General features: G+C 61.3%; 22 protein-coding genes. 11 read left to right on the forward strand and 11 right to left on the reverse strand.

What is annotated here, in order from left to right; translation table 11 throughout:
- Window positions 1–7 precede the first annotated feature (7 nt).
- The gene (locus tag Q0V31_RS07125; RefSeq protein WP_298186166.1) at window positions 8–265 is read right to left on the reverse strand and encodes a hypothetical protein; all 258 of its coding nucleotides are present in this window, start codon (window positions 263–265) and stop codon (window positions 8–10) included.
- 550 nt (window positions 266–815) lie between these two features.
- On the opposite strand from Q0V31_RS07125, the gene Q0V31_RS07130 reads away from it, so the two are divergent.
- The 4 genes from Q0V31_RS07130 (at window position 816) to Q0V31_RS07145 (ending at window position 4620) form a co-directional block, all read left to right on the forward strand.
- Complete coding sequence (locus Q0V31_RS07130) at window positions 816–1418, forward strand: TetR/AcrR family transcriptional regulator (RefSeq protein WP_298186168.1); 603 nt, start codon at window positions 816–818, stop codon at window positions 1416–1418.
- Window positions 1419–1755: 337 nt separating this feature from the next.
- Complete coding sequence (locus Q0V31_RS07135) at window positions 1756–2157, forward strand: hypothetical protein (RefSeq protein ID WP_298186171.1); 402 nt, start codon at window positions 1756–1758, stop codon at window positions 2155–2157.
- A gap of 19 nt (window positions 2158–2176) precedes the next feature.
- Window positions 2177–3226, forward strand: coding sequence for a response regulator (locus Q0V31_RS07140; protein ID WP_298186173.1), 1050 nt, complete (start codon window positions 2177–2179; stop codon window positions 3224–3226).
- Entirely contained in the window at window positions 3223–4620 is a 1398-nt protein-coding gene (locus Q0V31_RS07145; protein ID WP_298186175.1) for a HAMP domain-containing sensor histidine kinase, read from the forward strand. Before Q0V31_RS07140 ends, Q0V31_RS07145 begins: the two co-directional genes overlap by 4 nt.
- Window positions 4621–4660: 40 nt before the next feature.
- Here the strand turns inward: Q0V31_RS07145 and Q0V31_RS07150 are convergent, their stop codons facing one another.
- From Q0V31_RS07150 to Q0V31_RS07170, 5 genes are all read right to left on the reverse strand, one after another.
- Complete coding sequence (locus Q0V31_RS07150) at window positions 4661–5272, reverse strand: ABC-type transport auxiliary lipoprotein family protein (RefSeq protein ID WP_298186178.1); 612 nt, start codon at window positions 5270–5272, stop codon at window positions 4661–4663.
- Window positions 5269–6186 carry an MlaD family protein gene (locus Q0V31_RS07155; RefSeq protein WP_298186180.1) on the reverse strand — a complete coding sequence of 306 codons (918 nt, stop codon included), beginning with the start codon at window positions 6184–6186 and terminating at the stop codon, window positions 5269–5271. Before Q0V31_RS07155 ends, Q0V31_RS07150 begins: the two co-directional genes overlap by 4 nt.
- Window positions 6187–6975: an ATP-binding cassette domain-containing protein gene (locus Q0V31_RS07160; protein WP_298186182.1), complete on the reverse strand. Its 789-nt coding sequence runs from the start codon at window positions 6973–6975 to the stop codon at window positions 6187–6189.
- Entirely contained in the window at window positions 6972–8117 is a 1146-nt protein-coding gene (locus tag Q0V31_RS07165; RefSeq protein WP_298186184.1) for an ABC transporter permease, read from the reverse strand. Before Q0V31_RS07165 ends, Q0V31_RS07160 begins: the two co-directional genes overlap by 4 nt.
- 67 nt (window positions 8118–8184) lie before the next feature.
- The gene (locus tag Q0V31_RS07170) at window positions 8185–9123 is read right to left on the reverse strand and encodes a class I SAM-dependent methyltransferase (protein WP_298186186.1); all 939 of its coding nucleotides are present in this window, start codon (window positions 9121–9123) and stop codon (window positions 8185–8187) included.
- Between the two features lie 162 nt (window positions 9124–9285).
- On the opposite strand from Q0V31_RS07170, the gene Q0V31_RS07175 reads away from it, so the two are divergent.
- The 5 genes from Q0V31_RS07175 (at window position 9286) to Q0V31_RS07195 (ending at window position 13773) form a co-directional block, all read left to right on the forward strand.
- On the forward strand, window positions 9286–9888 hold the full coding sequence (locus Q0V31_RS07175; protein ID WP_298186189.1) for a nitroreductase family protein: 603 nt from the start codon (window positions 9286–9288) through the stop codon (window positions 9886–9888).
- A gap of 175 nt (window positions 9889–10063) precedes the next feature.
- Window positions 10064–11554: an NAD(P)/FAD-dependent oxidoreductase gene (locus Q0V31_RS07180; protein ID WP_298186192.1), complete on the forward strand. Its 1491-nt coding sequence runs from the start codon at window positions 10064–10066 to the stop codon at window positions 11552–11554.
- Between the two features lie 179 nt (window positions 11555–11733).
- A complete protein-coding gene (locus Q0V31_RS07185; protein WP_298186194.1) occupies window positions 11734–11904 on the forward strand; it encodes a hypothetical protein in 171 nt (56 codons plus the stop codon).
- Window positions 11905–12103: 199 nt separating this feature from the next.
- The gene (locus Q0V31_RS07190) at window positions 12104–13267 is read left to right on the forward strand and encodes an iron-containing alcohol dehydrogenase (protein ID WP_298186196.1); all 1164 of its coding nucleotides are present in this window, start codon (window positions 12104–12106) and stop codon (window positions 13265–13267) included.
- A gap of 50 nt (window positions 13268–13317) precedes the next feature.
- On the forward strand, window positions 13318–13773 hold the full coding sequence (locus tag Q0V31_RS07195) for a thioesterase family protein (RefSeq protein WP_298186198.1): 456 nt from the start codon (window positions 13318–13320) through the stop codon (window positions 13771–13773).
- Window positions 13774–13897: 124 nt separating this feature from the next.
- Here Q0V31_RS07195 and Q0V31_RS07200 read toward each other — a convergent pair whose 3' ends face one another.
- The 5 genes from Q0V31_RS07200 to yrfG all read right to left on the reverse strand — a co-directional run bounded on the left by Q0V31_RS07200 (window position 13898) and on the right by yrfG (window position 19422).
- The gene (locus Q0V31_RS07200; protein ID WP_298186201.1) at window positions 13898–14341 is read right to left on the reverse strand and encodes a glycine zipper domain-containing protein; all 444 of its coding nucleotides are present in this window, start codon (window positions 14339–14341) and stop codon (window positions 13898–13900) included.
- Window positions 14342–14520: 179 nt separating this feature from the next.
- Window positions 14521–16842: an FdhF/YdeP family oxidoreductase gene (locus tag Q0V31_RS07205; RefSeq protein WP_298186203.1), complete on the reverse strand. Its 2322-nt coding sequence runs from the start codon at window positions 16840–16842 to the stop codon at window positions 14521–14523.
- A gap of 2 nt (window positions 16843–16844) precedes the next feature.
- Window positions 16845–17687 carry a formate dehydrogenase accessory sulfurtransferase FdhD gene (gene fdhD / locus Q0V31_RS07210; RefSeq protein ID WP_298186206.1) on the reverse strand — a complete coding sequence of 281 codons (843 nt, stop codon included), beginning with the start codon at window positions 17685–17687 and terminating at the stop codon, window positions 16845–16847.
- Between the two features lie 113 nt (window positions 17688–17800).
- A complete protein-coding gene (locus Q0V31_RS07215) occupies window positions 17801–18694 on the reverse strand; it encodes a LysR family transcriptional regulator (protein ID WP_298186209.1) in 894 nt (297 codons plus the stop codon).
- Between the two features lie 65 nt (window positions 18695–18759).
- Entirely contained in the window at window positions 18760–19422 is a 663-nt protein-coding gene (gene yrfG, locus Q0V31_RS07220) for a GMP/IMP nucleotidase (RefSeq protein WP_298186212.1), read from the reverse strand.
- Between the two features lie 132 nt (window positions 19423–19554).
- On the opposite strand from yrfG, the gene nudE reads away from it, so the two are divergent.
- Window positions 19555–20121, forward strand: a complete 567-nt coding sequence (gene nudE, locus Q0V31_RS07225) for an ADP compounds hydrolase NudE (protein WP_298186214.1) — start codon at window positions 19555–19557, stop codon at window positions 20119–20121.
- The gene (gene cysQ / locus Q0V31_RS07230; RefSeq protein ID WP_298186217.1) at window positions 20118–20939 is read left to right on the forward strand and encodes a 3'(2'),5'-bisphosphate nucleotidase CysQ; all 822 of its coding nucleotides are present in this window, start codon (window positions 20118–20120) and stop codon (window positions 20937–20939) included. Before nudE ends, cysQ begins: the two co-directional genes overlap by 4 nt.
- Window positions 20940–20993: the final 54 nt, after the last annotated feature.

A 20993-nucleotide genomic window follows, 5' to 3' on the forward strand; every position in this document is an offset into this window, starting at 1 on the left:
CCGCGCGTTACTTACGTTCGTCTTGCTTGAAACTACCCAGGTTGTGCTTGGCGCCCGCAGCTCCCTGAGCCTCGGCGCCGGTGCCTGCGGCTGCCTGTGTGGCTTCACCACCACCCAATTCGGCCGCCATGTCACCGACTTGCTCGCGCACGGTGCTACCAAACAGGTTGTAAACCACGATGGCGGAGATCGCGATCAGAGCGACGATGATGATGTACTCGGTCATGCCTTGGCCCAATTGGCGAGCGCGGGATTTGATCGACATGGTGATTTCCTCTTGGACTCTGCGGAGTCGTTTGCTGATTACAAAACGAGTGAATACAGCCAAACCCTGCACGCGCTGCGCCCAGGTTTGAACCAACGACCGAGAGTCATGCGGTACCTTCTGGCTTGCGGAAAGTTCCAGTCACTCGTCGTTTTTTGACAGTAACGCAGGCCGAACACGCAGCGCCCCCTTCGTTTAGATAGGGACGGCAAACCTCTTTGCAGTGAGCGGGGCCACTATCATCACCAGCAGTTCAGAGCTCTCCGCTCGATTGCGACGGCATGGTTAGGCGGGGGGCTGTACGGGTTTAATTGGTCGCATACTCAACAAGCTTGGAAGGCAAGCCGTGCGAGGTGCTGGCATAGCAGCCCCCATCTCAGTCTGAAAAGCCGAGATAGGGGTTGATGGGCAGGCGCAAGCGGTTGAGCCAGCTTTCACTGCCATGCAAAATCTATAGGCCACGACATTTTTATATTGAGGTGAAATATTTCAGATTTCAGGATTTCATATAAAATTTTAAGCTTGAATCCTGCCGTAGAACGGAGAGCACATGAGAGGTTTGCGCGAGAAGCAAAAAGAACAGCGCAAGGAAGCGATCCTTGTCGCCGCCATGAGTCTCTTCGATAGCCATGGCTACAGTGCAACCACGGTAGAGCAGATTGCTGCAGCTGCCGGGGTTTCACCGCCAACGGTGTTCAACTACTTCGGCAATAAGCAGGAAATTATCTTCGCTCTGGTGGATAGAGCAGATCGCAGCGCGATCCATGATATTCGATCCCGGATGGCAACTTTCGACAATGCCGTCGATGCCCTGTGTAACCTTCAGGCTGCGGTTATGCGATATGAGTTAGAAGCGTTGCCCATTCCTATCTGGAGAGACTTGATGAGCTTGAGCGTCAACGGCTCGTCCTCCGCAGGTATGGTTGAAACGGACAAGCGCCTCGTCAGCGAAATCGCCGGCTTGCTGCGCGAGCTCCAAGGGCGCGGCATGCTCAGCGCCGGTTTCGACCCTGAGACTGTCGCTGATTTTCTAAATGACTACGCCATCTTGCTGTTCGCCCGCTTTGTTCATCAGGACGAACCTGATGAAGCCGCTCACGCGTTACAGGTTCGTCGGGTGGCTGAGTTGGTCTTCACCGGTCTCAGGCCTTAGCATCAGCCCTTCTTTTTCAGCCCAAATATCTTTCGAAAAGCCGCCGCTGCTTACGGCGGAGCCTCGGGGACAAGATATTTTAGTTGGATAAAATATTTTGTCTGGTTAAAGATAAGCCGGCATTAGTTGGGCCAATGCGAGGCCTACTGTCTTAATTCAAGGAGGAAATATGCTTGGGCCGAGTAAGCTGCGCGCAGATACAGGTGCGCGTTTAGGCATGTTGTTACTCACGCGAGAGCTGTTTTTGGGCCGATGTTGCGTGGTCTTCATCTTGTGTTTATTGGCCTCAACACCTTTGTTGGCAGCGTCTGACAAGAGCGCAATCCCTGGCCCGTTGTTGGCCCTCCACGCGGGCGAGCAAACCCTCGAGCTGACTCAAGAGCAACTGTTGGCGCTGCCCCAGCAGCGGGTTGCTACCACTACGGCTTGGACGAGTGGGGTCAAGGTTTTCGAAGGTCCGCTGGTGCGTGATGTGTTGGCGCTGCTGGCCGTTGTGCCGGTGGCTCCGGCAACCGCTACGCTGCGGTCATGGAATGACTATGAGGTGGCGGTAGGTATTGAGGATTACTACCAGTGGGATGCGATCCTCGCTCATCGTATGGATGGTACGCCACTGACGTTGCTCGACTACGGTCCACTCTGGGTCGTTTATCCCCGCGATCAGCATGTCGAGTTACAGGATTCGCGCTTCGATCATAGCTGGGCCTGGATGCTGCGCAGCATCACTGTTGGTCCTTGAGCTGAGACAGGACGTCCGTATGTCTGCCTGTATTTTGTGCATTGAAGATGAAGCCACGTTGCTGGCCGATCTGGTTGAGGAATTGAGCGCCGCAGGTTACCGGGTGATTGCGGCCAACTCTGTGGATTCGGCCTTGTTGCAGCTGGAGCAGCAGCGCCCGGACCTTGTGCTGTGTGATGTCATGCTCGGTGACGACAGTACCCGTGATGGCTACTTTATCCACCAGCACATCCGCGAGCGTCGCCCAGACCTGGCGGACTTGCCGTTTATTTTCCTCTCGGCACTGGGACAGCGCAGCGCCTTGCTTGAAGCTAGGCGGGTGGGCGTGGACGATTATCTAGTAAAGCCGGTCGACTACGACATGCTGCTGGCTACCGTTAGTGGGCGTTTGGCGCAAATCGAACGGTTGCGCGGGCATGCGAGCAGCAATCAGGGTCGTTTTCTTGAACACCTGCAGAGCATATTTGCTCAGTTGCCGGGCGCGGTGCTGTTGTGTGACCCGGATGGCCAATTGTTGTATGCCAACCCGAAAGCGCGGCGCATGGCCCAAGAAGAGGGGGTCTGGACACAGGACAGCCGCGGTCGGTTGAGTTGGTGTGAGGTCAAACCCTCGTCGTTACAAACCTTCCGGCAGTATGCCAGCGAGCTACTCGTGGCCGTGGGTGCGCGCCGCGTGTTGGCGTTGGAGCGCTACAGCAGTGGCGGCGCCGTGTTTGTCAGCCTATTAAGCCTGGCGCCGGGCTCTCAGATGCTGACCGAGTCGGCCGGCAATCTGTTGGCGATTTTCGTGTCTTGCGTACAAAGCCGATCGCTGCCGGAGTTGGAAACACTGCGGTTGATTTTTTCCCTGACGCCCACTGAAGCAAGGGTGGCACTGCTTCTTGCGCAAGGCCTGCGTAGCGACGAAGTGGCGCAGGAACTGGATGTTTCGGCCAGTACGGTGGCTTTCCACCTGCGTAATCTGTTTTCGAAGACCGGGGTCGCTCGTCAGGCTGATCTGGTCGCCTTGGTGCTCAGTGCCGGTACGGCGCTGCCGGACTTAGCTATGGCCGCAGCAGTCGCGTCGTGAGCCAAGCGGCCAGTCATGCTCGGCGCGTGCAAGTGGTGGCCTTGGCGGCGGTGCTCTGCTTCATCTTGTTGCTGGGCTATACACTGTACAAACTCGCCGCCCTGCAGGACGAACTTCGCACTGATGTAGGCGAAAATATGGTGTGGGCGCTGAGTCAGGCGGCTTATCAGAGCGCCCGCCTGCATCAGGCGGCGTTAACGACGCCGCCAACTGCAGTCAGCGATAGCGCGCAAATCCTGCACAATAACTTGCTCATGGCCCAGTTGACTCTGCTCACCAGCGGTGCGCAGCGCCGTTATATGCAGAGGGTGGGGGTCTTACCCGAGTTGCTGGTGTGTATCGACATGCTCGGTCAGTCGCGGCTGAGTTACGACGGGATACAACAGCGCTTACAGCGCATCAGCAATCAGGTGATGCTCGCCGACCGTGAGCTCGCCGGCAAGCGCCGCGACGCCCACCGGCGGCTGATGTTCCAAGTGATGCTAGCGGTGCTTGGGGTGTTATTGGCCGGGTCGCTGCTGTGTTGGCAGTTGATGGGCAGCTTGCGGCGCGCCAACCGCGCCCATGCCGAAATCGTCCGTCAGCATGAGCAAGCTCGTGAACTGTTGGATGCATTGCAGCAAGAACGTTTGACCAAGCTGCGTTATCGCGATTTCGTTTCATTGATGTCGCACCAGTTGCGCACACCGCTGGCGGTGATCGACTCCAGTGCGCAACGCCTGCTGCGGCAACGCGACGATGGCGAGATGGTGCAGAGCGTTAGCGAACGTATACAGCGCGTTCGCAAGTCAGTTAAACAACTGAATCAGCTGATCGGGCGGGTGCTGGAAGGGCTGCGTCTGGATGAAGAGCAGATTACCTGCAACGAGCAGGCGTCCCTGCAATTGTGCCGGTGCGACTGGCGTGAGGTGGTGGCGGAAGCACTGGAGCGCTTCGCTGACGTGGCCGCTCAGCGTTTAGTGATGCTGCGCTGGATGCCTGATGACGGCGCGCCGCTGTGGGTCACCTGCGACCGCATGTGGTGCATGGAAATACTCTGCAATTTATTGTCTAACGCCGACAAATACAGCCCTGACACGCAGCCGATTGAAATCACCGTGGTGGTGCGTGAGGGAGTGCTCTATTGCAGTGTGCGCGACTACGGTCAAGGCCTCGCCGAGCATGACTTGGCGCGGGTGTTCGAGCGTTTCTACCGCAGTGAGCAGGTGCAGAGCATTTCCGGTATCGGCTTGGGATTATCGATTGCCCAGACACTTGCACAGTGGCAGGGCGGTAGCCTGACAGCGCGCAATGCGAGCCAAGGCGGTGCGTGTTTTACCCTGCACCTGCCGTTAAGTGACACTGTGACTTCAGCGCCATTACCGCAATTGGTTGTTCAGCAGGGGGTTGATTAAGCCGGGCGGTGCGCCGCTGGCTAGCAGCGCAGAGCGTAGCTTATGGTTGCCGCGCCGCCTTACCTTGGCTCAAGGTCCATTCCAATACCTCGCGGGCCAATTGGTCGCCGGCCTGGCCGAAGGCGCTGACCACGGCGGGTACCGAGGTGTCGTTGGCCGCTTGGCTGACGTTGAAGCGGTGGCTGGCAAGGATGCGCCGCGAGCCACTTTGCACCAGCCGCGCTTCGAACCGGATACGCGTGACCGGCTGGCCGTTCTGGTATTCGCTGTGGAAGCTGCGCAGGTCGCCGTCTAGTTCAAGGTCGGCTTGCAGGCGGCTTTCATCGCTGCTGACTGCCTTAAGGCGACCGTCATCGAGAAAGGCGTCGATCAGCCGATCCCTCAGCAGCATTGGCGCGGGGTCACTCCAGCGCACGCCTTGGTAGGCGCTGATCTGACCGCCCGGCGGCACCACAGCAATCCGTGTGCTGTCGAGCAGTTGGCTGCTGAAAGGTGTGTTCACCCTTAAGGTCCAGTTGGCGCTGGCGGCGTGGCTTGGCAGGTTGCTGGCCGGCAGACGGTAGGTGCTTAGCACCTGACTTTTCGGCAAGACCGAACAGGCGGCCAGGCTGCCAAGCAGCAGCAGAGTGGCGAACAGGCGGAAGCGGCTCATGGTTGAAACTCCTTGATGGTGTCGCTGCGCAGCAGGTAGCCGGCTGGGTCTTCCTCCAGGCGGCGGGCGAAGGAGCGTAGGCTGCCGAGGGTTTCGCGCAGCTCGATAATGGTCGGGCCGAGCTCGGCGACGCCTTGCATGCCGCCGTCGAGCGCGCTGCGGTTGTCTGTCAGCAGCTGTTCGATGGTGTTGCTGCTGCGCTCCAGCGAGGTCATCAGGCGGCTGGCACTGTCCAGCGCCTCACGGCCCTGGCCGCTGAGCAGCTGGTTGGCGTTGCGCATCAGCTCGGCGGCTTCCTGGCTGGCTGTGCTCATCTGTTGCAGGGCCTGGCGCAGCTCATCGCGCTGATCGGCGACGCTGGCACTGGTTTGTTCGATATTTGCCAAGGTGCGTGAAATGCGCCCGATATTGTCACCGGAGAACAGCTGATTGGCGCGGTCGAGCAGGCGCGTGACACTGACCACCAGGTCCTCACCGTTGGCCATCAGGCGCGACAGTGGCGAGGGGTCGGCGATGATTTCCACCCGTTGGTTGCCCTGGCTTTCGAGTATCGGACTTGCCGGGGAGCCGCCGTGCAGCTGGATCAATGCCGCACCGGTAATCCCGGTAATCGACAGGCGTGCCTGGGTGTCTTGTTTGATCGGCGTATTGGCGTCGACCCGGATATGCGCCCGCACCTTGCGTGGGTCTTGCGGGTCGAGGCGCAGGCTGATCACGTCGCCTACCTTGATGCCGCTGTATTGCACCACGCTGCCCTTAGACAGGCCGCTGACGGCCTCGTTGAAAATCACGTCATAGTCGCGCAGTTCCTGATCCGAGCTGGCGTTGCTTAGCCACAGGGCAAAGGCCAGTCCGGCCGCGACCATTAATACGGTGAATAGGCCAATCAACACGTGGTGAGCACGCGGTTCCATTTAGTCGCTCCCTGGCGCGCCGTTGGCCGCCTGTTCGGCTGCGCGTCCGCGCGGGCCGTGAAAATACTCGTGAATCCAAGGGTTGTTGGTGGCGGCCACCACGTCCAGGTGGTCGGCCACCAGCACGCGCTTTTCCGCCAGCACCGCCACCCGGTCGCAGATGGTGTAGAGCGTGTCGAGGTCATGGGTGACCAGGAACACACTGAGGCCGAGGGCATCGCGCAGGGTCAGAATCAGTTGGTCGAAGGCCGCCGCGCCAATCGGGTCGAGGCCGGCGGTGGGTTCGTCGAGAAACAGAATCTCCGGCTCCAGCGCCAAGGCGCGGGCCAGGGCGGCGCGCTTGATCATGCCGCCGGAGAGCTCGGTCGGGTATTTGTCGCCAGCTTCACGCGGCAACCCAACCAGCGCCAGCTTGACCTGAGCCAGGCGCTCGGCCGCTGCGCGGGTGAGGCCGGCATGTTCGATCAGCGGCAGGGCGATGTTCTCGGTCACGGTCAGCGAGGAAAACAGCGCGCCGCGTTGATAGAGCACGCCGAAACGCCGTTCCAGCTGTGAGCGCCGTTCGGATGGCAGGCTCAGCAGTTCTTCACCGAACACCCGCACACTGCCGGAGTTGGCGTGGCGCAGGCCAAGAATGCTGCGCAGCAGCACCGACTTGCCAGTGCCTGAGCCGCCGACCACCCCCAGTACTTCACCGCGATAGAGATCCAGGTCCAGATCCTGATGCACGGTCTGACTGCCGAAGCGATTAACCAGCTGGCGCACTTCGATGATGGCTTCGTCTGTCACCAGCCCATCTCCATCAAGAACAGTGCGGCGAGGGCGTCGAGCACAATCACCACAAAAATCGATTGGACCACGCTGGAGGTGGTGCGCTCACCGACCGATTGCGCACTGCCGGTGACTTTAAAACCTTCCAGGCAACCGATTACAGCAATCAGGAAGGCAAACAGCGGTGCTTTGGCCATACCGACGAGGAAGTGCTTGAGGGCGATATTTTCCTGCAGCATGGCCAGGTACATGGCCGGGGAAATATCCAGACTCAGGGCGCACACCACCGCACCGCCGAGGATGCCGCTGAGCATGGCGATAAAGGTCAGGATCGGCAGGGCGATCAATAGGGCAAACACCCGTGGCAGTACCAGCAGCTCCAGCGGGTTGAGGCCCAGGGTGCGAATGGCGTCGATTTCTTCATTGGCTTTCATCGAGCCGATTTGCGCGGTAAAGGCGCTGGCGGTGCGCCCAGCCATGAGAATGGCGGTGAGCAGCACGCCAAATTCACGCAGGAAGGAGAACGCCACGAGGTCGACGGTGTAGATGCTCGCGCCAAAGTCCGCGAGCACCGTGGCGCCGAGAAAGGCCACCACGGCGCCGACCAGAAAGGTCAGCAGGGCGACGATGGGTACGGCATTCAGGCCGCTCTGCTGCAGGTGGGCGACCAGCGAGGTGATGCGCCAGCGATTGGGCCGCAGGGTGATCGCGGCCATGGCGGCGAGGGTCATGCCGATAAAACCGAGCAGCGCCACACTTTGCAGCCAGAGCTCTTCCAGGGCCTGGCCGATCTGCCCGAAGAATTCGCGCCAAGCCGCTATGCGTCTGCCCGGCACGACATCCCCCGCGTCGACGATGGCGTTGCCGACGGCCTGCAACAGCGCGCGGCGTTCGCTGGCCAGGCCTGGTGCATTGTGAGCCAGTTCGGCCAAGCGCTGGCTGCCGAGCAGCTCCACCAGCAGGGCCGCACCCGCAGTATCGAGGGCACCGAGTTCCTGCAGGTCGACGCTGGCCGTGCTGCCCAGCGTATCGCGCTGTTGCAGCACCTCGGCTTCGAGGCGGGCGTAATGCGCCAGCGTCCAGTCACCACCGATGCGTAAGCCGTAAGGCGCATCGCTGTTGTTGGACTCAAGCGGGGTGATAAAGGGCGCTGTACTCATAACCACAGCTTAACCGTGTCGTTGGCGTTACGCCCACCCGATCGCGCCCCTGCAAGCGTGCGCAGGCTCAGGTTTGGCGGAATACCAGCGCTTTCAAGGCGCTGTCCGGCTGGCTATCGGGGAATTCAGGCGGGTTACTCAGGCGCTCGCTGAAGTGCAGGCCGGGCGCTTCACTGGCCATGCTCTCAATCAGGTAGTCCGGGCCAATCTCCGGTTCGTTGCTGCAGGCCAGCACCACGCCGTTGGCGCTGAGTAGGTTGGGCAGGCGGCGTAGGACTTTTGGGTAATCCTTGCTCAATACAAAGCTGCCGCGCTGGAAGGACGGCGGGTCGATGATGATCAGGTCATAAGGCCCGTACTTGGCTACCTTGCCCCAGGACTTGAACAGGTCATGGCCGAGGAACACCACCTGGCTGAGGTCATGTTGATTCAGCCGGTGGTTATCGCGGCCCCGGCTGAGCGCGGCTTTGGCCATGTCCAGGTTGACCACCTGCGTCGCGCCGCCGGCCAGCGCCGCCACCGAGAAACCGCAGGTGTAGGCGAACAGGTTGAGTACGCGCTTACCCTTGGCCTGGGCTTGCACCCATTGACGGCCGTGGCGCATGTCGAGGAATAGCCCGCTGTTCTGCTTGCGGCCCAGGTCGAGGCGGTAATGCAGGCCGTGCTCGCAAATGTCCCAGTGCTCCACAGGCTCGCCGAGCAGCCATTGCGTCGGGCTTTCAGGCAGGTAGCGTTGCTGCAACAGCAGGCTGTGTGCGCCACTCTGTTGCCAGGTCGTGGTTTGGCTGAGATCTAGCAGCAAGGCTTGCAGCGCCTGCAGTTCGGTATCGCTCAGTGGTTTGAACAGCGCCACCAGCAGCACGCCTTGTAGCCAGTCCACGGTGATCTGCTCCAGCCCCGGCCAGCAACGACCACGGCCGTGAAACAGTCGGCGGGTTTCCTCGGGCGCAGCATTCAGGGCGGCAATCAGCTGGTGTTGCAGGGTGGCGAGCGCAGTTGGGGTCATGGGCGGCGATCAGGCAGATAAGGCGGCGATTTTAGCAGGCAGCAGGCGAGCCCGGAGCGCTGATCGCCTGTGTCGATAATTGTTATCGGTAAAGGCGTTTGGCATTGCCCCGGTGCAGTGCCTAGCATGCTCGTCTTTCTTAATCGCCTTGAAGGTACTCCCATGCATATTGATGAAGCCATACGCAGCCGCCGCGCCGTTAAAGCGTATGACCCGGCATTCACCCTCAGTGAGGTGGACAAGAATGAGCTGCTGCAGTTGGCGCTGCACGCGCCGTCGGCGTTCAACTTGCAGCATGTGCGTCTGGTCGAGGTCAGCGATCCGGCGCTGCGTCAGCAACTGCGCGAAGTGGCTTGGGGTCAGGCGCAGGTGACGGATGCGTCGATGCTGGTGGTGGTCTGTGCCCAGGTCGACAGCTGGCAGGAGCATGTCGGCCGCGTCTGGGAAGGTGCGCCAGAGGAGGTGCAGAACTACATGAGCGGCGCCATCGACACCTATTACCGCGACAAGCCGCAGGTGCAGCGCGACGAAACCATGCGCAGCTGTGGCCTGTTGGCGCAAACCTTGATGTTGGCCGCGCGCGGCAAGGGCTTGGACTCCTGCCCGATGGATGGCTTTGACTTCGATGCGGTGGCCAAGCTGATCAACCTGCCGGACAACCATGTGATTGCCCTGATGGTCGCGGTCGGCAAGAAAACCCTGGAGCCGAAGCCGCGCATCGGCAAGCTGCCGTTCAACGAGGTGGTGCTGCGTAATCGCTTCTGATCCGGTGTCAGGCTGCTCGCGCTTCGGTCATCTTTACCATCACGGAGCTTAGCCTGTGGCTATTCACGTCACTAAAGATGGGATGACAAAACGATTGTTTGCGGTGAGTCTGGCGAGTACGACGGGCTGACAGCTAGCGGCCAGTCGTCGATAAAAACAAGCCTGAGGAGCCCGCATGTCTGTTGAGCACCTGGATGTTTTGGTCATTGGCGCGGGCCTGTCCGGCGTGGGTGCGGCCTATCACTTGATGAAGCATTGTCCCGGTAAGCGCTTCGCCATTCTTGAAGGCCGCGCCGCCCTAGGCGGCACCTGGGACCTGTTCCGTTATCCGGGTATTCGTTCCGATTCGGACATGTTCACCCTCGGCTACAACTTCAAACCTTGGAGCGACCCGCTGGCGATTGCCGACGGCTCGTCGATCCGTCGTTATATCGAAGAAGCCGCACGGGAAAACGGCATCCAGGAAAAAATCCGCTTTCAACATAAGGTGCTCAAGGCCGACTGGTGCAGTGAGCGCGCTACCTGGACCGTACAGGTGCAGCGGGGTGATCAGGCTGAACCGATCCTACTGAGTTGTCAGCACCTGCTGATGTGCACCGGCTATTACTGTTACGAAGCGGGCTACACCCCGGACTTCAAAGGGCGCGAGCAGTTTCAGGGCGAGTTTATCCATCCGCAGTTGTGGCCGGACAACTTCGACTACAGCGGCAAGCGTGTGGTGGTGATCGGCAGCGGTGCCACTGCGGTGACCTTGGTGCCGGCGCTGACCGATAAAGCGGCCCACGTGACCATGCTGCAGCGTTCGCCAAGTTACGTGCTCAGCCTGCCCGAGGGCGATCCGCTTTCCGCATTGTTGCGGCGCTTCCTGCCGGAAACCTGGGTTTATCGCTTGGCCCGCACGCGCAATGTGGCGATGCAGATGCTGTTTTACTCACTCGCCAAAGCCTGCCCGCGCCTAGTGCGTAAGCTGTTGCTGGGGCTGGCCAAGCGCCAGCTCGGCGCCGATTTCGACATGCGCCATTTCAGCCCGCGCTACAAACCTTGGGATGAGCGCGTGTGCGTAGTGCCCAATGGTGATCTGTTCACGGTGCTGCGAGCAGGCAAGGCGTCGGTGGTGACCGAGCATATCGATGGCTTTACCGCTAAGGGCATTCGCCTGAAAACCGGCGAGGAACTCCCCGCAGATGTCATTATCAGCGCCACCGGTTTGCAGTTGCAGCTGTTTGGCGGCATGCAGGTGGCGGTGGATGGCGTGCCATTCGACGCAGCCAAGAGCATGGGTTATCGCGGCATCATGCTGCGCGACTTACCCAATGCTGCAATGGTGTTGGGTTACACCAATGCCAGCTGGACGCTTAAAGCGGACCTCTCCAGCGAGTACTTCTGCCGCCTGATCAACCACATGGACGCCAGCGGTATGCGCCAATGCACCCCGCGCGATCCGGCGCGACAGGTCAAGGACGCACCATTCCTCGACCTGGCCTCCGGCTATATTCAGCGTGCGGCGGACAAGATTCCTAGCCAGGGCGATCGCGCGCCCTGGAAGCTCTACCAGAACTACCTGCTGGACTTGGCGTTGCTACGTTATGGCAAGGTTGAGGACGATTACCTGGAGTTCAGCTCACCGCAGGTCGGTGAATCGGCGGTAGGCTCGACAGCGGTCTAGGCTAAAAAGTAACGTAAGCCGGGCGGCATAACGTGTAGAGCGTGATGCTTACAGATATATGGCCACTTGCCACTTTAGAGGCGGGCATCGGGCCGGTATACTTTGTGATCGCGTTCACGGATGAAGAACCAGAGCTATCTGGCTGCTATCACAGGGGAATTTTCTAGAGGATGAGCAGAGTGGAATCGCTTCAGCAGGAACAACGCTATCTGCCAGAGCTGCGGGCCTATATCGACCAGCTACTGGCCAAGGGCTGGGTGATCGCCGCGCGTAACCCGTTGACCCTGCAGTCCGGGCGCAAGAGTTGTAGGGTCATGCACGGCATGTTGATTGGTGATGTCGCGCTCTGACGCCTGCCCAGCATTTACATGGGCCGCTGCTGATCATGGTTGATCGGTAGCGGCCTTTTTTGTGCCTGTGCCAGGCACTGGTGCGCCACTGATCAAGCATGGCCGCCAGCAATGATGACATCGCTGAAACGAGTTTTGCCTGCTTAGGCGCGTAGGATGGGCGCTAGACGTGTGACTTATTACAATAAGAGGAAGCCTTATGCTGCCCTTTAGCTTTGCCACCACGGCGCAGATTCTCTGTGAAATCGGCGCGTCCCGGCGTCTGCCCGAGTTGTGCCGGGAGCGCGGCGCGCAGCGGGTGTTGGTCGTGACCGATCCAGGTATCAGCGCGCTTGGCCTGCTTGATGACGTACTGCCGGGCTTTGCGCCGGCCGGTGTCAGTGTCGAGGTGTTCGACCAGGTGCTTGCTGACCCGCCGGAGGCGGTTCTGCTGGCGGCGGTGGCACAGGCTAAAGCGCTCAAGGCGCAGCTGATTATCGGCTTTGGTGGCGGCAGCTCGATGGATGTGGCCAAACTGGTGGCGCTGCTCGCGCACTCGGACTGCACCCAGACGCTGGCGCAGATCTACGGCGTAGGCAATGCCCGTGGTCAGCGCTTGCCGCTGATTCTGCTGCCGACCACCGCCGGCACCGGCTCGGAAGTCACGCAGATCTCGATCATCACCACCGGCGCAACCAGCAAGATGGGCGTGGTCTCGCCGTTGCTGCTGCCCGACCTGGCCGTACTGGATGCGGAGTTGACCCTCGGGCTACCGCCAGCGGTGACGGCAGCCACTGGCATCGACGCCATGGTGCACGCCATTGAGGCCTATACCAGCAAGATCAAGAAGAACCCGCTCTCCGACCTGCTGGCCCGCGAGGCCCTGCGTCTGTTGGCTGCCAATTTCGATGAAGTGGTGCACAACGGCGCCAACCGCGAAGCGCGCCAGGCCATGTTGCTTGGCTCTTGCCTGGCCGGACAGGCGTTTGCCAACGCGCCGGTGGCGGCGGTGCATGCGCTGGCCTATCCACTGGGCGGGCACTTGCATATCCCCCATGGGCTGAGCAACGCGCTGGTGCTGCCACACGTGCTGGGTTTTAACGCCAGCGTGGCCGCACCCTTGTATGCCGAACTGGCACCGCTGGTCGTGGGTAAGCAGCTACGCGCCGGTGGGGTGCTGCAGCAGACCGAGCAGTTTATCGGGGCCCTGGCCGACTTCAGCGAGCGCAGCGGCCTGCCGACGCGCTTGCGTGAAGTGGGTGTGCCGCAGGATATGCTGCCAACCCTAGCGAGTGATGCCATGCAGCAGCAACGCCTGCTGGTGAACAACCCTCGGGAAATGACCGAGGCCCACGCGCTGGCCATCTACCAAGTGGCTTATTAACAGGCTTTAGCCGTGCCGCTACAGATTGCCGTCTACTTCAAGGAGCTTCGATGAGCCAGCCCCAACACCTGCGCAGCGACTATTGCCATTTTCAGCCGATCACCATGCGTTGGCACGACAACGACGTCTACGGCCATGTCAACAACGTGACCTACTACAGCTTCTTCGACAGTACGGTGAATACTTACCTGATCGAGGTCGGCGGTCTGGATATCCACGCCGGCGGCGTGGTTGGCTTTGTGGTCAGCTCTAGTTGCGACTATTTCGCCTCAATTGCCTTCCCCGAGCGCATCGAGATCGGCTTGCGTGTCGGCAAGCTGGGCAATAGCTCGGTGCAATATGAGTTGGCGGTGTTCAAGGCCGGCGAAGATGAGGCCTGTGCGGCCGGGCGCTTTGTGCATGTGTTTGTCGACCGCAGCAGTAACCGCCCGGTCAGTATCCCGGCGCAGTTGCGAGAGGCGCTGGCAGTTCTGCATATAGACAGGCCGAATGCTCAAGGCGTGTAGGCCGCGCTGTTAGTCGCGAGCCTTTGACGCGACTGTCGCGGGCAAAGCTTCGCCCACAAATGTGTTAGAGCGCGCCCAGTAAAAAGCCGCCCTTAGGCGGCTTTTGGTTATCGGAACCCGTTACTTAGTCGTCGTACTTCCAGTGTTTTTTGTGCTTCTTGTGCTTCTTGCCATGGTAGTGGCCATGGTAATGGTCGCGGTCACGCTTACCGCCACCCGCGTATTCGTTGGCCAGTGCACCACCGGCTGCGCCACCCAGGCCGGCACCGATAGTTGAGCCCGTGCTGCCGCCTACCTTGTTACCTAATACCGAGCCACCCGCAGCACCGAGGCCACCACCCAGCGCGGCTTCGGTCTTCCTGCCATCACGTGCAGTAATCACCCCGCCGGCTGCGCCGCCCAAGCCTGCACCAATGGCAGCGCCGGTGCTACCGCCGACCTGTTGGCCAATCACGTTGCCCAAGGCTCCACCAATACCACCACCAATGGCCACTTTGCCTGTGTCGCCAGCGAAGGCGAGAGGGGAGACCAAGGCACTGAATAACAGCGCAGAACATAATGTACGCATACGGCAACCTTCTTCGATAAATGGTCAGGCGGTGCGCTGTATCACGGCCGTTGTCTTCGGGCCAGGCATCCGCACCTCGGTGCTTTATTGATAAAGCGAGGTGCAGTCTTAGATGTCGTATTGGCGAAAAATTCCCTGCCGCTGGTCGCGTCTGTGAATAGCAGCACAGATTCGCCTGTTTACAGGATACGCGACGCGACTTGGCTGGCCTGTAGGCGGATGGCCACGTACTTCGAGGTTGGGGTGAAACTGCCCTCGCCGTAGCTCTCGAGTGGCACCAGTGGATTGGCTTCCGGGTAGTAGGCAGCCGCCTGGCCAGCGGGAATATCGAAGGCCAGCAGAGTAAAGCCGGCGACCTTGCGCTCAATGCCGTCATCCCAGATGGACTGGATATCGACCTTCTGCCCCGGCTGAAAGCCCAGGCGCAGGATGTCGGCTTCATTGGCAAACAACACCTGACGCTGACCTTTGACCCCACGATAACGGTCGTCCAGGCCATAGATGGTGGTGTTGTACTGGTCGTGGGAGCGCAGAGTTTGCAGGATCAGGTCCGGTGTTTGCCCGCTGTTGCGCACCTGCGGTGGTAGTAGATCGACGGGCAGCGGGTTGGCCTTGAAGTTGGCTTTACGGTTGGCCGTGAGCCAGCGCCGCTCAGCCGCCGCATTGCCCAGATAGAAGCCGCCGGGGTGCTGCAAACGCTGGTTGAAGTCGCTGAAGCCGGGAATGGTCTCGGCAATCAGCAGACGAATGCGGCTGTAGTCGGCAATCAGTGCATCCCAGTCCACGGGGCGGTCACCCAGGGTGGCCTTGGCGATGCCGGCGACGATCGCCGGCTCCGAGCGCATCTGCTTGGACAGTGGCTCAAGCTGACCGTAGGAGGCGTGGATCATGCTGAACGAGTCTTCCACGGTGACTGCCTGCGGGCCGCCCGCCTGGTGGTCGATATCCGTGCGGCCGAGGCATGGCAGGATCAGCGCGTCCGTGCCTGTGGTCAGGTGGCTGCGGTTGAGCTTGGTGCTGATCTGCACGGTCAGGGCGCAGCGGCTCAGGGCGACATGGCTGCGTGGGCTGTCCGGGGTGGCTTGGGCAAAGTTGCCGCCCAGGCCGATAAATACCTTGGCCTGGCCGTTGAGCATGGCGTTGATCGCCTCGACGGTGTTGTGGCCTTGCTGACGTGGGACCTGGAACTGGAAGCGTTGCTCCAGCGCATCGAGAAAGGCTGTGGAGGGCCGCTCATTGATGCCCATGGTGCGGTCGCCCTGCACGTTGCTGTGGCCGCGTACCGGGCACAGTCCGGCACCAGGCCGGCCGAGGTTGCCGCGCAGCAGTTGCAGGTTGACGATTTCCTGAATGGTCGCCACCGAGTTGTGGTGCTGGGTGATGCCCATGGCCCAGCAGATGATCACCCGCTCGGCGCGGCGGTAGAGCAGGGCCGCGTGTTGCAGGTCATCCCGGCTGAGGCCGGATTGCTCCACCAGCGAGTCCCAGCTGCTGGCGTCGAGCAACGCCAGGTAGTCGTCCACCCCGTCGGTGTGTTCGGCAATAAAGGCCAGGTCGAACACCGCCGGCTCGCCCTTGGCCAGTGCCTCGCGGTGCCATTGCAGGAGGAACTTGGCCATGCCGCGCAAGGCGGCCAGGTCGCCGCCCAGCGCTGGGCGGAAGAAGGCGGTATTCAATGGCTCTGAGCCATTGGTGAGCATTTCCAGGGCGTGTTGCGGATGCTGGAAGCGCTCCAGGCCGCGCTCTTTCAGTGGGTTGAAACACACCACCTGGGCACCACGCTGCACCGCTTCGCGCAGCGGCTCGAGCATGCGCGGGTGATTGGTGCCAGGGTTCTGCCCGAGCACGAAGATCGCATCGCTGTGTTCAAAGTCGGCAAAGGTCACACTGCCTTTGCCCACGCCCACGCTCTGGCCGAGAGCCACGCCGCTGGCTTCGTGGCACATGTTCGAGCAGTCGGGAAAGTTGTTGCTGCCGAAGGCGCGCACAAACAGCTGATAGAGGTACGCCGCTTCGTTGCTGGCGCGGCCCGAGGTGTAGAACTCGGCCTGATCTGGGCTCTCCAAGCTGTTGAGGTGTTGGGCAATCAACGTGAAGGCGACGTCCCAGCTGACCGGCACGTAGTGATCGCTGGCCGCGTCATAGCGCATCGGCTCGGTCAGGCGGCCTTGGTATTCGAGCCAGTAATCGCTCTGTTCGCGCAACTGGCTGACGCTGTAACGGGCGAAGAAGGCCGCATCGACACGACGCTTGGTGGCCTCCCAGTTAACCGCCTTGGCACCGTTCTCACAGAACTTGATGTGGCCATCTTCCGGCGAATCGCCCCAGGCGCAGCCGGGGCAATCGAAGCCGCCGTGCTGGTTGGTCTTGAGCAGGGCGCGGAGGTTTTTGAACGGTTGTTTACTGTCCAGCCAGAAGTGCGTGACGCTACGCAGTGCGCCCCAGCCAGCGGCTGCACCCGAGTAAGGTTTATAACGTGGCTTGATCTCTTGCAGGCTCATGCTTACTTCGCTCCGGGCGCGGCAGGGCTGTAAACCCGCGGTGCGCTCTGCTGGGGAATATGGATCAGGTTGAGGTTGTGCCGGCGCGCCCATTGCACGCTCAGGCTGGTCGGTGCGGACAGGCTGACCAGAGTGCCAATGCCAGCGCGCAGGGCTTTGTGGATCAGCTCCAGGCTGCAACGACTGGTGACTACGGCAAAGCCCTGACGCAAGTTCTCACCCTCGCGGTGCAGGGTGCCGAGTAATTTATCCAGGGCGTTGTGCCGGCCGATGTCTTCGCGGCAATGACGGATCTGCCCCTGGTCGTCGACAAACAAGGCGGCGTGGACGGCACCGCTGTGACGGGCCAGGGTTTGTACGGTTTGCATGCGCTGGCGTAGCCCCTGCAGGTGAGCCGGCGCAGGCAGTGGGCTGGGCGCCAGACTGCGCAGTTGCGGCAACGCCTGCTCCAGGGCTTCGACCCCGCACAGGCCGCAGCCGCTGGTGCCGGCCAGGGTCCGGCGTTGCTGCTTGAGCGCCCAAAAGGCGCGGTTGCTGACCTGCACTTCGGCGCTGATGGCGTGGTCATGCGCGTGGAGGCTGATGTCGTAGATGTCATCGATTGAGTCGATCAGGCCGGCGCTGAGGCTAAACCCATAGATAAAGTCTTCCAGATCGCTGGGCGATACCATCATCACGCTGTGACTAAGGCCGTTATAGCTGATGGCCAGGGCGCACTCTTGTGCCAGAGCGGCAGCGCCTTCCTGCTGCTCCACCGCGAGTTCGACATAGTTGTAGGTCGGTGCAGGCAGCAGCGCGGGTGCCTGGGCGTTGACGCTGAGCGGGGCATGGCGTGGCATGGGCATGGTTTCCCGGCGACGGAAGTAAACCTCAGCCTAGGCCGCTGCAATCAGGGCGTCTAATCGCTGTTGCTGATGTACTGATCGATGCGCTCTATCGAGGCGCTGGCGCGGGCTTCTTAGCGTGATTCTGGCTGAAAAAGTCGCTGTGCTTCGGCGAAGCAGGCATCGGCTAACGCGGAGCGGGGGGCGCTGCGGCGCATAATCAGCCCCAGCGGGGCGAGGGTGTGAGCGTCCTCGATGGGCGTCAGCGCCAAGTGTTCGGTGAATTCCGCCAGGCCGCTATTGAGCGGCATGATCGCGCAACACAGCCCGGCGCTGACGGCTTGCAGCAGTTGATGCACGGCATCGGTTTCCAGCCGTGGGCTGGGCGTCAGGCCGCGCGAGCGGAAGCTGTGGTCGATCGATTGGCGAAAATGCATGCCCGCCGAAAGCAGGCCGAGGGGTAACTCAATCAGGCTTTCCCAGCGCAGGGCGGTGCGGGTGAACTGGAAATGCCGGCGGTCATACAGCAGGCCCATACGCGTCTCGGCCAACTCCAGGCTGTCGAAGTGTTCACGGTCCAGGCGGTCGAGGTAAGACAGGCCAAGGTCGAGCTGGTTACGCCCCAGCCGCTCAAGAACCTGCTCACTGCTCAGGGCAAACAACTGAAAGCGCAGCCCGGCATGCTGCTCGGCGAAGAACTGCACCAGGCGCATCGGGTCAAACCCGGCCAGCGGCACTACGCCGAGACGTAAGGTGCCGACCAGTTGCCCACGACAGGCCGCCGCTTCGGCATACAGGCCGTCATGCGCGGCCATCAGGCTGCGCGCCCAGGCCAGAATGCGCTCGCCTTCGGCGCTGAAACCTTCGAAGCGCTGGCCGCGATGCACCAGCTCCAGACCCAGTTCGTCCTCCAGCTGGCGCAGGCGCATCGACAGGGTTGGCTGGGTGATATGGCAGCGCGCGGCAGCCTGGCCGAAGTGACGGGTCTCATCCAGGGCGATCAGGAATTTCAGCTGTTTGATATCCACGATGCGTCCTTAAGGGCCTGTTTGGCAGCGATTCTAGCAGGCGGAGTGCGGGCGCCCGCCGGTCACTACAAACCCTGCAACAGTGCGCGGTAATCTTCGACGGCGGCAAACTCTTCGGTGTCCTTCGGCGCAGCCTGGCTGTCGGGTTGACGCACGGCCAGCAGGTGGCCGACGCCAAAGCGCCCGGCGCTGCGCAGAATCGGCAAGCTATCATCGATAAACAGGCTGCGTGCCGGGGTGAACGGGCAATCCTGCTGCAGGGCGTGCCAGAACTGTTGGTCTTCCTTGGGGAAGCCATAGTCGTGGGAGCTGATCAGCCGGTCGAAATAGGGTGCCAGCTCGATACGCTCCAGCTTCAACGACAGCGAGTCGCGGTGCGCGTTGGTGATCAGCACCACCTGCTTGCCGGCGTCGCGCAGGGCGCTGATAAAGCTGTCGGCATCCGGGCGCAGGGCGATCAGGTGCGCCACTTCACGCTTGAGCTCGCGGATCGACAGGTCTAGCTCGCGGCTCCAGAAGTCCGTGCAATACCAGTTGAGGGTGCCGGCGTGCTCACGGAATAACGGCAGCAGTTCGGCGTCGGCCAGGGCGCGGCTGATGCCGTGGTGTTCGGCATAGCGCTGCGGCAGATGCTGCAACCAGAAGTGGTTGTCGAAGTGCAGGTCGAGCAGGGTGCCGTCCATATCCAGCAGGACGGTGTCGATGGCGTTCCAGGGCAAGGCGGGCATGCGGGCTCTTCGGTCTGATGCGCAGGAAAGGGCGATTTGCGCCGTTGACGTCGAGATCGCGCAATCTCCTCCGCGGATAATAGGAAAAGGCGCGTTATGATAACCCGCTACGTCCTGCCCAGGAGCTATCCCATGCGTCAGAAGCCCACCGTACTCGCTCGCGAAATCGTCGCCAGCAGCCGCCTGTTTCGTGTTGAGGAGCTGCAGCTGCGCTTCAGCAATGGCGTGGAGCGCACCTACGAGCGGTTGGTGGGCAAGGGTTCGGGCTATGGCGCGGTAATGATCGTGGCGATGGTGGATGCCGAACATGCCCTGCTGGTCGAGGAGTATTGCGGCGGCACCGATGACTATCAGCTGTCGCTGCCCAAGGGCCTGATTGAGCCGGGTGAAGACGTGCTGGACGCGGCCAATCGTGAGCTTAAGGAGGAAGCCGGTTTCGGCGCGCGGCATCTGGAGCTTCTCACCGAGTTGAGCCTGTCGCCCGGTTATATGAGCCAGAAGATTCAGGTGGTGCTGGCTCAGAACCTCTATGAGGAGCGCCTGCCCGGCGACGAACCAGAGCCGATGCGCGTCGATAAAACCAACCTGCGCGAGCTGAGCAGCCTGATTCAGCAGCCGCAGTTCACCGAGGGCCGTGCCCTGGCGGCGCTGTATCTGGTCCGCGACCTACTAACGCAACGTGGAGAGTTCCAGCCGTGAGCCATCCCCTGATTCCGGCGGTGATCGAACTGGTGCGCCAGGCCGGTGCCGCGACCCTGCCTCACTGGCGTGCCAATGTGACGGTCAATGAGAAAGCCGACGCCTCGCCGGTGACCGCCGCCGATCTGGCCGCGCACCATATCCTTAACGATGGCCTGCTGGCCCTCGCCCCGCATATCCCGGTGCTGTCCGAGGAGGCGGCTGACATTGCCCTGAGCGAGCGCGCGCAGTGGAGTTCCTGGTGGCTGGTCGATCCGCTGGACGGCACCAAGGAATTTATCGCCGGTAGCGAGGAGTTCACCGTCAATGTGGCGCTGATTGAGCACGGTCGGGTGGTGTTTGGCGTGGTTGGCATTCCCGCCACTGGCCTGTGTTATTACGGCGGCGCTGGCCTGGGTGCCTGGCGTGACAGTGCGGGCGCTGTGCAGGCCTCGATCAGTGTGCGCTTGGCCCCGCAGGAAGCCTTTACCCTGGTCGCCAGTCGCCGCCATTCCAGCCCCGCGCAAGAGGCCTTGCTGGCCGGCTTGAGTGAGCGTTTTGGCGACCTGCAATTGGCCAGCGTCGGCAGCTCGCTGAAATTCTGCCTGCTCGCCGAGGGCAATGCCGACTGTTATCCCCGCCTGGCGCCGACCTCGCAGTGGGATACTGCTGCGGCTCAGGGCGTACTGGAAGGTGCGGGGGGCGAGGTGCTGACGCTGCAAGGCGAGGCGCTGACCTATGAAGCGCGGGAGTCGTTGCTTAATCCGTACTTTCTCGCGCTACCGGCGGCCGCTGAGTGGCGTGAAGAGCTGATCCAGCTGGCTCGGGCGCTGGATTAAACCGGCAACGCAAAACTGTAGGATGGGTTAGCCGCGACGCGGCGTAACCCATCA

It is taken from the genome of uncultured Pseudomonas sp. (assembly GCF_943846705.1).
In the GTDB taxonomy this organism is placed as follows: Bacteria; Pseudomonadota; Gammaproteobacteria; order Pseudomonadales; family Pseudomonadaceae; genus Aquipseudomonas.